Annotated in this window: 13 protein-coding genes, 2 tRNA genes and 1 pseudogene; 5 read left to right on the top strand and 11 right to left on the bottom strand. The window is 52.6% G+C overall.

Translation table 11 applies throughout. The features are described from left to right. Positions 1-6: 6 nt before the first annotated feature. A complete protein-coding gene (locus MWR57_RS06775) occupies positions 7-1,380 on the bottom strand; it encodes a sigma-54-dependent transcriptional regulator (RefSeq protein ID WP_423124042.1) in 1,374 nt (457 codons plus the stop codon). Positions 1,381-1,521: 141 nt separating this feature from the next. Here MWR57_RS06775 and MWR57_RS06770 point away from each other — a divergent pair. After that, positions 1,522-1,597, top strand: a tRNA-Thr gene (locus MWR57_RS06770). A gap of 112 nt (positions 1,598-1,709) precedes the next feature. Here MWR57_RS06770 and MWR57_RS06765 read toward each other — a convergent pair. From MWR57_RS06765 to MWR57_RS06755, 3 genes are all read right to left on the bottom strand, one after another. After that, entirely contained in the window at positions 1,710-1,910 is a 201-nt protein-coding gene (locus MWR57_RS06765) for a cold-shock protein (protein ID WP_307633456.1), read from the bottom strand. A 106-nt stretch (positions 1,911-2,016) separates the two neighbouring features. Continuing rightward, on the bottom strand, positions 2,017-2,217 hold the full coding sequence (locus tag MWR57_RS06760) for a cold-shock protein (protein ID WP_307633457.1): 201 nt from the start codon (positions 2,215-2,217) through the stop codon (positions 2,017-2,019). A 103-nt stretch (positions 2,218-2,320) separates the two neighbouring features. Continuing rightward, positions 2,321-3,583 (bottom strand): DEAD/DEAH box helicase, encoded by a 1,263-nt coding sequence (locus tag MWR57_RS06755; RefSeq protein ID WP_423124041.1) that lies wholly within the window; start codon positions 3,581-3,583, stop codon positions 2,321-2,323. Between the two features lie 640 nt (positions 3,584-4,223). Between MWR57_RS06755 and MWR57_RS06750 the strand changes: the two genes are divergently transcribed. From MWR57_RS06750 to MWR57_RS06735, 4 genes are all read left to right on the top strand, one after another. Beyond that, positions 4,224-4,802, top strand: coding sequence for a BON domain-containing protein (locus MWR57_RS06750; protein WP_423124040.1), 579 nt, complete (start codon positions 4,224-4,226; stop codon positions 4,800-4,802). An 81-nt stretch (positions 4,803-4,883) separates the two neighbouring features. After that, positions 4,884-5,624 (top strand): RNA methyltransferase, encoded by a 741-nt coding sequence (locus MWR57_RS06745; protein ID WP_423124039.1) that lies wholly within the window; start codon positions 4,884-4,886, stop codon positions 5,622-5,624. Positions 5,625-6,240: 616 nt separating this feature from the next. Further along, entirely contained in the window at positions 6,241-6,765 is a 525-nt protein-coding gene (locus MWR57_RS06740) for a hypothetical protein (protein WP_423124038.1), read from the top strand. Positions 6,766-6,884: 119 nt separating this feature from the next. Next, entirely contained in the window at positions 6,885-7,652 is a 768-nt protein-coding gene (locus MWR57_RS06735) for a GIY-YIG nuclease family protein (RefSeq protein ID WP_423124037.1), read from the top strand. Between the two features lie 7 nt (positions 7,653-7,659). Here MWR57_RS06735 and MWR57_RS14445 read toward each other — a convergent pair. From MWR57_RS14445 to MWR57_RS06700, 7 genes and pseudogenes are all read right to left on the bottom strand, one after another. Beyond that, positions 7,660-7,779, bottom strand: a pseudogene (locus MWR57_RS14445) (HisA/HisF-related TIM barrel protein); the annotation flags it as partial. A gap of 424 nt (positions 7,780-8,203) precedes the next feature. Then, a complete protein-coding gene (locus MWR57_RS06725) occupies positions 8,204-10,555 on the bottom strand; it encodes a DUF3631 domain-containing protein (RefSeq protein WP_423124036.1) in 2,352 nt (783 codons plus the stop codon). Continuing rightward, a complete protein-coding gene (locus MWR57_RS06720; protein WP_423124035.1) occupies positions 10,552-10,992 on the bottom strand; it encodes a hypothetical protein in 441 nt (146 codons plus the stop codon). The genes MWR57_RS06725 and MWR57_RS06720 overlap by 4 nt, the downstream gene beginning before the upstream one ends. Then, positions 10,985-11,227: a helix-turn-helix transcriptional regulator gene (locus MWR57_RS06715; RefSeq protein ID WP_423124034.1), complete on the bottom strand. Its 243-nt coding sequence runs from the start codon at positions 11,225-11,227 to the stop codon at positions 10,985-10,987. Before MWR57_RS06715 ends, MWR57_RS06720 begins: the two co-directional genes overlap by 8 nt. A 94-nt stretch (positions 11,228-11,321) precedes the next feature. After that, positions 11,322-12,008, bottom strand: coding sequence for a hypothetical protein (locus MWR57_RS06710; protein WP_423124033.1), 687 nt, complete (start codon positions 12,006-12,008; stop codon positions 11,322-11,324). A 37-nt stretch (positions 12,009-12,045) separates the two neighbouring features. After that, positions 12,046-13,320, bottom strand: coding sequence for a tyrosine-type recombinase/integrase (locus MWR57_RS06705; protein WP_423124032.1), 1,275 nt, complete (start codon positions 13,318-13,320; stop codon positions 12,046-12,048). Between the two features lie 201 nt (positions 13,321-13,521). Continuing rightward, positions 13,522-13,598 (bottom strand) — tRNA-His (locus MWR57_RS06700). Between the last annotated feature and the right edge of the window lie 41 nt (positions 13,599-13,639).

The raw sequence follows: 13,639 nt of genomic DNA, 5'->3' as shown, positions 1-13,639 counted from the left end.
AGAGGTTCAGGTCAGGCCGTATTTATGCATTTTGCTGAGCAGGGTTTTGCGGGTGATGTTCAGGCGGCGTGATGCTTCACTTTTGTTGCCCCCTGTTTCCGCCAGGATGTTTGTGATGACGATCCGTTCCGCCTCTTCAAGCGAGCCGGGGGAAGTTGCGGCGGAGGCGAATGGCGGCGTCTCGGTTTTCATGGCGAAACGCTGCACCGGGATGGGCAGGGATTCTTCATCAAGGTAGTCGCCGCGCATGAGGATAATGCCCCGCTCAATGGCGTTTTCAAGCTCCCGCACATTGCCGGGCCAGGGATAGTTGAGAAGCAACGCCATGCAGCGTGGCGTAATGCCAGAAATTTGGCGGTTGTTTTTCTTGGCAAATTTTTCCACGAAGTATTCGGCCAGGGGGGGGATGTCCTCGCGCCGCTCCTTGAGCGGGGGAACATGCAGGGGAACCACGTTGAGCCGGTAGTACAAATCCTCCCGGAAGGCGCCCTGCGCCACCTCTTCCTCCAGGTTCCGGTTGCTGGCCGCCAGGACGCGCACATCAACGGCAATGGTTTCCTGTCCTCCAACCCGTTGGATCTCATGTTCCTGCAAGACGCGCAGCAGTTTTGCCTGCATGCCCGGTGAGGTTTCGCCTATCTCGTCCAGGAAGAGGGTGCCGCCGTTGGCCTGGACGAATTTGCCCTCCCGCCGACGGTCGGCTCCGGTAAAGGCGCCTTTCTCATGCCCGAATAATTCTGATTCCAGAAGATTTTCAACAAGAGCCGCGCAGTTGACCTTGATAAAGGGGCCGTTTTTACGGGCGCTGTTGTGGTGCAGGGCCGCGGCGATCAATTCCTTACCCGTGCCCGATTCCCCTGAAATCAGAACGGTTGCCTCGCTTGGCGCTACATAGGACACCATTTCCATCAGCTCGCGCATCGGTCCTGAGTTGCCGATGATTGTCCCGGTGTCCAGGGAAAATGTTTTATTGTGGTGGGAAGAATCCTTGTTTTCCTGGATTTGTCGATGATCCAGGGCTCGGGCCATGGTGAGTTTGAGCCGGTCAAAGTCAAGGGGCTTGGTCAGGTAGTCGTGGGCGCCGATCTTGATGGCCTCCACCGCGGCATCCACCGAGGAGTATGCCGTCATGATGATCACGGGAATGGCAGGGTTGTATGCATGAATGCGCCGCAGGGCTTCCATGCCGTCCAGTTTGGTCATGCGGACATCCATGAGAACGGCATCAAAGGGCGTGTTGTGGACAGCCTCGATGGCGGTTGTTCCGTCATCTGCCTCTTCTGTCTGCCAGCCCCATTGCTTCAGCATGGTTTTCAGCATGATGCGATGGGTTTTGTCGTCATCGACGACGAGAATGGAAGTCGGGCGGTTTTTTTTCATTGCTGCCGGCAGGCCTGATGGATAATTTTTAGGTTTTTAGCCGAGGGGGAGACGGGAAGGGCTTGACACTTTTGGGTAAAGTTGATAGATGCAGAGCATTGTTTAAAATACGCAAAATATCGTTATCCTGCAAGGTATAACGCCAACGTAGCTCAGTTGGTAGAGCAACTGATTCGTAATCAGTAGGTCAGCGGTTCGATTCCGCTCGTTGGCTCCAGTAAAATCAATGGGTTGCGGAGTTATCCGCAACCCATTTTTTTTAGTTCGTAAGCAATGCACAAAAAAAAAGCCCCGCCGAAGCGGGGCTTTACAATATCATTCAACAGGTTTTAGAGTTGAACGACATTGGCTGCGGAGGGACCTTTGGGGCCGTCGACAACGTCGAAGGTTACCCGGGCGCCTTCCTGCAAGGATTTGAAGCCCTGCGCCTGAATTGCGGAGTGATGTACGAATACATCCTTGCCGCCATCCTGCTCGATAAAACCAAAACCCTTCGAATCATTAAACCATTTCACTGTGCCTTCTGCCATCTTGTACTACTCCTTTGTACTTGGTTCCACATGGGAACCACTTTGTTATAAGCCGAAATATCGTTTGATATCCCGACTGGAGGTTTGGTTGCCCAAACCGGGGGTTTTACTGTTGAACAACATTCGCTGCGGAAGGACCCTTGGGGCCGTCGACAACGTCGAAGGTTACCCGAGCGCCTTCCTGCAAGGATTTGAAGCCCTGCGCCTGAATTGCGGAATGATGTACGAATACATCCTTGCCGCCATCCTGCTCAATAAAACCAAAACCCTTCGAATCATTAAACCATTTCACTGTGCCTTCTGCCATCTTGTACTACTCCTTTGTACTCGGTTCCAAGGAGGAACCACTTTGTTGTAAAGCCGGGATACCGTTTGATATCCCGACTGAAGGTTTGGTTGCCCAAACCGGTTTAGTGTCGTTGCGCGGGAACCGGGATGCCAAAATCAAAGGACGAGGCCCTGGTGCGCTTGTTTCTCCCCGATCCTGCCGGGGTCTGTTTTTTTCGTATCGGCATTTCACGCCGATACTTGATTGGTTCGTCGCGGTCCTGGGCATCAGCGACAAAGCCGGCGATGGTCCTGAGAGTCATCTTTTTACCCAGGGTGCGCTCGATGGCCTGGATCATCTTGCCGTCTTCGCCTGCTGCCAGGGTAAAAGCTTCGCCCGTCCGGGTGGCCCGCCCGGTGCGGCCCGTGCGATGCGTGTATGCCTCGACCGTATCCGGAACATCAAAGTTGATAACATGGGAAATTCCAGAGACGTCAATCCCGCGGGCGGCGATATCAGTGGCGACCAGAACCTTAAAGGTCCCGTTTTTGAAGCCGTCCAGAGCCTGCTGGCGTTTTTGCTGGGACAGGTTGCCCTGGAGAGAGGTTGCGCTGTAGCCCGATTTTTCCAGGGCCAGGGCAAGGCTTTTCGCCTTGTGTTTGGTCTTGGTGAAGATCAGGGTGGTTGCCATCTCTTCCTGGGACATGATGCTTTTCAGCAAGGATGTTTTGTTCTCTTTTGCGACCTGAAAGAGCACATGGGAGATGGTTGTCACGGCCTGGGTGTGATTGATCTGGACCGTGGCCGGGTTATTCAGGATGTCTTCGGCCAGGTGCCGGATTTCGGCAGGCATGGTGGCGGAAAAAACAAGGTTCTGGCGCTGGGTCGGCAGATGCTTCATGATCCGTCGGATGTCAGGCAGAAAACCCTTGTCAAACATGTGATCGGCTTCATCAAGAACCAGCACCTCAACTTCCCTGAGGTTGATGGCTTTGTCGTTTAAATGATCAAGCAACCGTCCGGGGCAGGCAACGATGATTTCCGCGCCTTCCCTGATTTTTTTGATCTGGCCGGGCTTGCCGACACCACCATATACTACAACACTGCGCAGTCTGGTCTGTCCGGCCATGGTGCCGATATTTTCATGGATCTGTTCGGCAAGCTCCCTGGTCGGAGCAACAATAAGCGCCCGTACTTTTTTGCGGGGACCGGCCTGGAGGCGCTGCAGGAGCGGGAGCACAAAGGCCGCGGTTTTGCCGGTGCCTGTCTGGGCGAGGCCAAGGATATCGCGACCGGCAAGAATGGGAGGCATGGCCTCGCGTTGGATAGGTGTTGGGGACGTATACCCGCAGGCCTTTATGCCGGCGAGTATCTGGGGGTGAAACTGAAACTCATCAAAACTCATTAGAACTCCTTTGTTCGGGTGGCAATGCGGGAGAATGGGGTGTAATAAAGCCGCATCGCGTAAGCGGTGTCTCTTGCGAGATCACCAGGATATTGATTGTTTGTTATTGTGCAATACATGCCGGAAGGTGTCAGGATGGCGATCGAGTGTGACAAGGGGTAAAATCGACAATGGTTCCGTCCGGGATGTTCCGCTCTATTTTTCTGTTGTTAACGAAGTATGTGGTCGGCAGAAACTTTGAGGGAGACTGACGAAGCAGGGAGGAAATAACACGGCTGGATGGATATCATAAAGAGGTATTACTTCTATTTAAATTCATATTCGTTATGCCACCATACTCTCTCTGTTTTCTTTGTGCAAGAGAATAAATGCGTTGCAGGAAGAAAACAGGAGGGACAATTCAGGATGATCCCAAAGGGAGAGGCTGATTCCGGCCAGGATAGGGAATAAAGGTGTGGGGATGGGCGGCATTTTTGGGTATACTCCCCAATAATTCTGTTGTTGGAAACGGCAGATCGCTAAAGGCAAGGGGACAGTCCTGCCCCGGCTGTCTGTGCGTTCCGAGATGGACGGCTCTTTGATTATGTCGGATGCCGCAGGGTCGAGGGGCAAATGGTAAAAAAATAAAAGGGGTGACCAGATGAAAATGCTGATCTTTTTTGTCCGAGTGGCCTGTTGCGCGGGAATTTTGACAAGTTTGGGCTGCGCCGCCGCCGTTGTGGGCGGAGGAGCGGCGGGCGGATACGCCGTCGGCACGGATGAACGTTCTGCAGGGACGATGGTTGACGATGCTGCGATCACCGCCAAGGTTAAAACTGAACTCATCGGCGATAAAAACATCAAGGCCCGGAACATTGATGTGGATACCGTCGCCGGGGTGGTGGTCCTTTCCGGGTATGTTGACTCCTCCCAGGAGGCGAGCAGGGCTGGTCTCATCGCCAAGTCGGTGCCTGGGGTCGCGCGGGTGAAAAATGAACTCCGGGTGGGCTCTCGCACCATGGGGCAGGGGGTTGATGATACGGTTCTCGGCGCCAAGATCAAAGCGAGACTCCTGGAGGAGCCCGGCGTCAGATCGTTTAATATCGATGTGGATGTCTATTCCGGTTCAGTCAGTGTCACCGGCACTGTTCCAAGTCAGGAACAGAAGAATACGGTGCTCAACCTGATCCGTTCCGTAGAGGGGGTCAAGGGAGTGGTTGACAACCTGCAGATCCACTAATTACGGGGAATGTCTTCCGGCCCGGCACGGTGTTGCCCGAACGGAATGCTACTTTTTGTGTCCATCAACTGGTTTTATTCAATGGCTATGTCGTGTGATCATCTCTGTGTTGTTCTGGTCGAACCCAAAGGGGCTGGGAATATCGGCTCCGTGGCGCGGGTTATGAAGAACTTCGGTTTTGGCGAGCTGCGTCTGGTGCAGCCGCGGGCAAGCCATCTCGGCGCGGAAGCCCGCAATATGGCAGTGTCAGCCATTGATATCCTTGAGCGGGCCAAGGTGTATGAAAATTTGGCTCTGGCCCTGTCCGACAGGAATCTTGCCTTGGGCACGACCCGTCGCTTCGGCAAATACCGGGAGGAGTTGCTCTCTCCGGCAGAGGCGGGTGCAACCGTTGCGGCTCTCGCCAAAACCGCCAGGGCGGCAATTGTTTTCGGCCCGGAGGATACGGGGCTCAAGACCGAGGATCTGGATCTCTGCCAATACTGTGTGACCATCCCCACCCATGCCGATCTTCCTTCCATGAACCTGGCCCAGGCCGTGGCGGTTTGCCTGTATGAGGCCTCCTTGAAGTTTTCTTCTCCTGTCGAGGATAAGGCGCGGGGGAAGCGCCCGGCCTTGGGGAAGAACCTGGAAGCCATGTTTGTGCAGATGCGCCAGGTGCTTCTTGAGGTGGGGTTTCTCAATCCGCAGAATCCGGAGCATCTGGTCCGCGCTTTTCGGCGGATGCTTGCCCGTCAGGGTTTGACCGAACATGAGGTGCAGATTCTTCGCGGCCTGTGGGATAAGATTTCCTGGCTGCATCGGGGGAAAGGCGCATCCTGAGGGAGAAGCGAAGGCTTGGCTGTCGCAATCAGGTCGGCGCCATGGGGTGATTCTGGTGGGGCAATAAAAAAAGGGTTTCGCAATTATGCGAAACCCTTATCTTTTTTCGTAGCGATGCACCTTGAATGTTATCTTTATATATTTGTTATTACTCTATTATTCGCAATGTGAATTTTTCTGTTACCCCCAAAGTTACCCCCAGATTATGTTTGATGCCTCATTTTTCAGGACTACGAATCCGCAGCTCGAATCGTGCCGGGCGCACTAGATGAGCCCCTCCCTGGTAAGCCGTTTCTGTTCGATGTATCAAAACTTTACACTCCGACTTCCCCTAGCAAGACCAAAGAGCCAAGCGCCGCACCTTCTCAATCCATCAAAAGGGCCAGGAGACCCATTTTTCCAGAGGGGGGCATGAGGGGCGCATGGGGGCACCCGCTGGGGGGTGTCTATCCGTACACAAATACCAACCCCTATTTCTCCCCAAAAATCGTCAACCGGTTTGCAGACAGCAGGTTGACATTTCTTTTTTTTTGCGCAATAAGAATTACACTCCTAACATTTATCAGCTACTGCCGTATTTGAAAATTATAACCAGTGTATTGAGCTGGAGGCCGCTATGATGACTAACCACAGGGGAATATTGGTGGGGTTAATTTTTTGCCTGGTTTTGGTGTGTTTGGTCGTTGGACAAGCCTCCGTGTCGGCAAATGGACTTACTATTAAGGTTGATCCCCGATATGTTGACGAAAGAACCCGTGAACATCTTGAAGAAATGCAATTGCGCGACGCGCAAAGAGATGCGAGGCAAATGGAAACCAACAGACAAAGGGCACAAGAATCAAAGGAGCAGCCGGTCCAGCATGGCAATGTTGCCCCACAGCCTGAAGCGCAAGACCCTCGGTGTCAGGAGTTACTATCCTTGATAAGCAAAACAGCCCCAACCGAAAAAAGTAGCTTTGGCGAGATATACAGCCTGAAGGCGAGAAGAAAGGCCCTGACAGAAGAATATGAACTTAAATGCATGACTGCCGGGGGCAGGCAGCAAAGGAGCCAAAATAGAAACGACGAGAAAATTGAACGGAAATTGAATATAATAGATTTCAGGCAACGAGAACTTGACCGGAAAATTGGGGGGTATTGATAGGTGCGTTGATGCGGAGAAGTCGGCGTAGCCGACCCCGCCAGCTTTAGCTGTTATCTGAAGCCACCGCCTTTAGGCGGTGGAGTATTCACTTGGGACAGCGACAGAGGTACGGCATTATGCAGCAATACCTTTACATATTGAGCAACCCATCCATGCCAGGGTTAATCAAGATAGGGAAGACAACTACCTCGCCAAATCAAAGAATGTCAGAGTTGCACTCTACAGGTGTGCCCACTGCATTTGCATTGGAACTCAGTGTTGAGGTTGATGATTGTCACGTGAGTGAACAAGCTGCGCATAGTACTCTATCGAAATTTCGAGTAGCAAATAATCGAGAGTTTTTTCGGATATCTGTAGCAGAAGCTTTGAAAGCGATCATACCTGTAATTGGACGTTACAAGATTCATGAGGTTCAATCTTCTCACGGCATTGAATCCATTGAACGTGAGTTAAACAATAAGCGACTTCAGGCCGAGAGGCTTGCAGAAGCGAGAAGAGCGGAAATTAAACGCCTCGAATTAGAGCAACAGCAAGCAAGCGAGAAACGTAAAAATGAACTGGAAATGGCTATCGCAGCAGAGCATCAAAAACTCAATCAGCTCGGCCCTAGTCCCATCAAGAAGGATTTGCCATTTATAGGCACTGCATTGTGTTTCGCATATATGCCATTACCGCTTGGATGGATCGTGTGGATTAATACCTTGAACATATTCCACTCAAAACACGAAACGGCAGGCCTTGTTTGCATAATATTGTTAATAGCCGGATATATCGCCGAGAAGATCGACAAGGGTCACGAGGCAGAATTTGATAGATTGAACCGCCCTTTTATACCAATCAAAAACAGAATTTTTGAGCTAGAGTCAGAACTTGGAAAGCTGTAACAGCAATTCCGGAATTGGTCCCGTCCTTGTCGATGCAGTTCAAAAAAATCTCCCCGCCACCCAGTTCTTCGCAAGCCTTCGCTAGTTCCATTGCGTCCACGTCGCGGTCTCCCTTGATCGTGCACTGGCACCTATGAACTTCGACTTTTAAACCAATACCGCGCGGTTGGCCGATCATCCCGCCACATTCTTTTTCGGGTCCAGCCCAGGTCAAAAAGGGCGGCACCGATCCACTGGGGCGTTTCCCCTGAGAATATCTCGCGGAGTTCCCGCATCGACCAGGCGCGGCTTTTATCGGCATCTGAGAGGCCGGCAAACCAGGCTTCAACCCTTTGATGAATTGACTGTGGCTTGGGCATTGCGTCTCGGAGGGCTTGGCGCTCAGCTCGGCGGCGTTTCAAATGCTCCATGTAGCTTATTCTATTTATAAAGTCGTGCATGCAAGTTTTCCTTGGTGTTGTGTCGATTGATTATTTTTTTACGCATACTCCCCTTTTATCCGTAACACTGTCACATCCCTTTCCCCATGCGGGTTTTGTCGTTACCTTTAGCTAATCCACAACGTTCAGGGGCTCGCTATCCGTAACAGATGAATGCCCGTCCAGCGCGGGTTGTGACGGTGTTACGCTTGGAGAGGGGGTAGAGGCCAAGTAACGCAAAAATGTTTCTGTGAATTGATCCAGCTTGTACCCCTTTGCAGTAGAGGAGCCAATGCGGATTGTATTGCTCTTTATCCCATATTCAGCCAGCTTGCGAGCAACCTGCCGGGGCTTGATCGGAACCCCCCTGTTGTAAGTTGCCCACGGCTTTTCATCATCTTCACAGAGGGATGCTATCAGGCCCGCCGTGTTGATCCGATCCACCCGCTTTGTGCCAAAAATCTCTTGAATGTCAGAAAGCAACTCCACTCCGATGGTCACAGAGGAATCGGACGTGCCAGACAGCTTCAGGGCTGCCGCCCTGGCAAGAGACGGCCACTGCCCACCGGCTACATCGGCAATGGCAAGCAGAGGCTCCCAATTGTCTTGTGCCCGGTCATTGAGCATGGATGGAAGATCGGGCCTCGCCTTGCGCACAGCTTCCTGGTGGTCCTCGGCAAAGCGGCACAGTTTTTCCGCCAAGGTTTCAAACAGCTCGGGCTCGGCATACCGCAACCGCACCACCTGTTCATGCAGCAGCTTGCGCCGCAGCTCAAGAACAACGGCCCTATCCATAAGGGTATCGGCAATTCTGCCAATACCAGCCAGAGCCTTGGCCCCCCAGGTGTTAAACCGCTTGGGCTCGTGGTCGTCGCCCACCACCCGGATGATATACGCGCCATCCCTTGTATGGCCGCTATTGAGCAAGCCACGCATGTCTTCGTTTTCCTTCATGAAGGAATCCGCTTCATCAACAAGCATTGTAGGCCGCCAGGCGTCAATGGTGCGGAACAAGGCCGACGTGGATATGTTGCTTGCGGTCAGAGGCCGATACACCAGGCGCCCCAGCAGAAATAACAACTGAGACTTGCCGCAACGCTTTTCCGGGGCCGTGATGACCGCCAATGGCGCTACCTGCACCACGTCCATGAACCACGTCATTGCAGCCCACAGGGCCACAGCATGGGCCGTTTCCGGTTGGCAGATAATGAACCGTCGAACCGTGGCCTCAACCTCGGAGAGTAGGTCGGCTCCGTTCACCGGCTCAGACCAAGGCTCTATGTCGTCAAATGTGAGGCCGGTGGCTGTCTCTTCCTCTTTCCTGGCTGCCTGGACCATCTTGTCCAGGGTGGCGGGTCTCACCTTCATTGCCTTGGCCACATCTTTTCGTTCCCGGTCATATTGAAGAGGGGAGAGGGCAACCAGGCGTTGAATGGTGGCGTCATCGTCTCTGGGTTCGGGCTCCGTCAAATTCTCCCCAAGTTGCGCTATGCTGGACCCATCAACAAGCGCCCGCACATCGCGCCATCCTTTATCTGCACAACTGTTGTGCATGCACTTGAACCCGAGAATACCGTCGTCACTACGAAAAATCGCGGCTTCGCCCTTGCCGTGCTCAGGGTTGAAAGGGCAGTGGTCTAGCTTGTAGCGATCCCTTTCGCCGTGGCGGTCTTTCTGTGAGAGGATGCCAAGCCGGTTAAGAAATTCGTCTAAATTAAATTTGCTGCTCGGAACAGGAGCCATTGCTTTTGCTGCTGGCTTGATGATTGCCCGAAGTTGCTCTGTCTTGACCTTGGTGAGACTTGGAGGGACACTGGTAATTTTGGACAGGCGCCACGGAGTCTGCTCGGTGTGGTCGCCCTTAGTGGACACGGTGCCGTATAGTTTAGTAATACGTGCCGCATTGAATACCGCTCGGTCAATTTTTACAGTATCAGTGTCGAACAGATCGCCCAACGTGTTCAGGATGTTTTTAATCAGGCCTGTAGTTTCATCATCGTTCGGTAAGTCAATCGAATAAAGAAGGTGTACCCCATTTCCAGATTCTCCACATACAGGGCGCGGCCAACCAGCCTTTTGAAGGAATTTATAGACATTAAGGGCCTGGGCCTTGGCAAGTTGTAGCTGTTCATCAGTGGCTGCTGTATCTTTGGGTCGGACAGGATCAATGTCGATCAGGAGCCAGTGACGCCGAGTTATGTCTTTGTCTGTGGCGGTTGACGCTGCATGTTCTTCAAGCCTGTTGTTGTAACGGCTCAACAGTTGGGGATTAATGGGGTTCATGGTGACATAGACATTCGCACCGGCCTTGTTCGCCCTGGTAGCTGCGTTGATCAGTTCGCTACGGCGACCCCCATCGAAATAGCCAGCATCGATGCGCCTCCGTTTTTTATGGATCGCCCGGATTTCAACTACTGCATCCGGGGCAAAAAGGGTTTTAAGGGTTTTATCGATTTCGGCTCTATCGGCTTCCGGCTTCGTCATCTCAAAGCCTCCCGCCAGTTGGATGTTGCCACGCGCACCGCGTCCACCACCCGCTGCTGTTCAGGCAACAACTCGCCTGCAATAAACATGAAGAAAAGCAGAAGGTCTTCGATTTCGCGTATCGTGATACCTCCTCCCCAAGTTTTCCGAAAGCCCTGCGGCCGCTCCAGGTACTTATGCACCTGACGCAACTGGCGTAACGCTGTCCTTAGCAGCCAGGAATTTATTTCCAATTCCAGCTTGTTCAGTTTGCGCAGAGTGCGAGGGGCCATATCACCAGGAAATAGGGTAGTAGCAAGGAGTGGCATCCTCATATTATGTGCGAGGAGTAGGTCCACTTTTCCATCCTCATGCGTAACCGCCTTGATGAAGCCTGCGAGCGTCGCTGGTTGAAACAAAGTCTCATTATCCAAATTTTCATCAATTTTTTCAGACATGTTCACCCCCTGCGATAAGGTTTGCAATCAGGGCGCGAATTTCTTCAGCACTCCAAGCCACAGTTCTTGCAGACAGACGCACGGGACGGGGATAGCGGCCAGAAGCCACACCTTCCCACCAAGTGCTCTTTGAGACGGGGATAATTGCAGGGATTGGGGGGTCAGCTTTCGGGTTGCCGAGAATTTGCTTCAGGCGGAGAAAAGCGCTTTCGGGGATGGGTTTTTGATTTTCCATTGTGCCTCCTTTGCTGTTGGCCGGGATTGGCCGCTAAGCTTTGGAGACACTTTAAGAAATGCGAAGTTTGAAATATAGCAGTAGCATCCCCCCCCTAACTCTGGGGGTTAGCTACTTCTTGATTGAGATCGGCGGCTTGCTGCCTTGCCTCTCCGATAATATCACGCCAAGTTATCAGTGACATGGCCAGACCGATGTGCTCCCCAATTGTCCAGAGAATAGTTACTGCCTTGGACTGGCAACCCGAGTGATCTGCCGATGCATATATCGAAGGGGGTATGCCATGTTTTTTTAACACCCTCAGGACATTAATCGCCATTTCCACAGCAACCCAATGCTCTTTTTGATCTGGTCTGTCAGATTTCCGCAGGCCTTCAATTCTCGAAGAAGCAAATTCAAGGTGATCAATCAAGGTTGATACAAAACAAGAACAAATTTCCATTTGATCTGCGCAGCCAAGTGGATCCGAATCAAGGGCTAAGAGGCGATCAAGGCCAGGGGAAATGTTTCTCAGCTTATGCTTTCCGGCCTCAAGGTTCCTCTTTGCTGACCTCAGTGTTTGTTGCAAATCTTCCCATTCTGCTCTCACTTGTCCCTTGGTAATATCCTCCTGCATGCAAAATAGCTGCTCAGCAGCCCATATCGCCTCTGCAATAATTTCATTTGCAAACTCATCGGCAGTAGAGCCCCAAGGGCTGTCCGCTGGTTGCTGGTCAGGGCAGAATTTCCTCAATTCTTGGTATAACTTTGGGGGGATGGCACGGACAGAGGTTTCCGCCAACTTTTGACCCTTATATTGTGGTCTTTCCCTTGTCATGTCAGCACTTCATCTTTGCCGCTCTAATCGGCACGATCTTGTTTTCCTCACCAGTCGCCAGCAACTCCAGATAATCCGCCCAAGACTGCATCATCTTCCGGCGTTCCGGCATATACTCGGCGTGGTTGTAAACTGCCCGGATCTTGTTTTTGTCGGAGTGGGCCAGTTGCTTTTCAATAAGGTGAGAGGGGAACCCCATTTCATGCAACAGTGTTGACGCCATGTGCCGGAAGCCGTGCGGGGTAATGTCCTCCTTGGTAAAGCCCATAGCGTGAAGTGCGGTGCGCACGGTATTTTCGCTGATTGGTTTTTCCTTGTGGCGTGTCCCAGGGAAAGCGAACCGCCCGCCGCCTGTAAGCTGGTGCAACTCTCGCAGAATCGCCACGGCCTGCCGGGGCAGGGGGACAATAAGGCCAATCTCGCCGCGCCTGGCGTCCTTATCTATTTGCCGTCTTTTCAACTGCTCAATGGGTATGCGCCACTCTGCCCGGCCAAGGTCCACATCTTGCCATTCCATGCCGCGCATGGTGCCGGGTCGCACAAAAAATATCGGGGAGAGCATTAAGGCGCAGCGGACGGGGAAGGTGCCGGGGTAAGTCGGTAGTGCTTTCAGAAGGCGTGATACCTCGCCTTGTTCGGTGGGGGCCGCCATGTGTTTTACCCGTTTGGGGGAAAGCAACACGGTAAGTCCGTCAGCCGGGTTTATTGTCGCCCGTCCATGGGCAATGGCGTTAAAAAAAATCTGCCTGCATGTGCTGTACGCTTTTCTTGCAGTGACCGATGAACGGGTATCTATTCGTTTCAGCAAGGCCAGCATTTCGGGCGGTGTTATTTCGCCAACAGGACGGGAGCCGATGTAGGGAAAAACGTCTTTTTCAAGGATGGAGGTTGTTTTCTCGATGTGAGAAGGGGACCAGCCAGGGCTTTTCAGCGCTATCCACTCACGGGCCACGGCTTCAAAGCTGCCCGATCCTGACTTGCTGGCCTTCCGTTCTTCGCCAGGGTCAAAGCCTTCCGCTATCTGCTTGCGGGCCGCGTCTCTTTTTTCTCTGGCGGATGAGAGGGAAATTTCCGGGTAGGTGCCAAAGGAAAGAAGTTTTTCTTTTCCTCCGAAGCGATATTTGAACCGCCACCACTTGCTGGCGCCATTTGAGGGTAACTCGCTTTTCTTGGTGGGGGTAACAAGCAGGAAGAGGCCGCCGCCGTCAAAAAGCTTGTATGGCTTTTCTTTGGGCTTGGCGGTGCGTAATGCTGCGTCTGTGAGCGTTGAGGCCATGGGATTTCCTCCTTGCTATCAAGGGTTTCCCGTTGTTTGGGGGTAACTGCTTTCACATTTTCACCTGTTACCCCCAATGTTACCCCCACTTACCCCCGGATTGCAATGGTTTTTATCGGACGACACTGGACAACAAAAAACCCGCTTTCCTTTGTGGGGAGCGGGTTTATGTTCTTCGTTGGACGTTGCTGGACTACTTAATGGGGTGAGCGATGGGACTTGAACCCACGACCTCCGAGGCCACAACCCGGTGCTACCACCAGCTGAGCTACGCTCACCATATGGGGGATATCCTCCCCGGAACCAACGCACCCTATAT

Source organism: Hydrosulfovibrio ferrireducens, assembly GCF_046883345.1.
GTDB lineage: Bacteria > Desulfobacterota > Desulfobulbia > Desulfobulbales > Desulfurivibrionaceae > Thiovibrio > Thiovibrio ferrireducens.
This window is presented reverse-complemented; position numbering and strand designations above follow the sequence as displayed.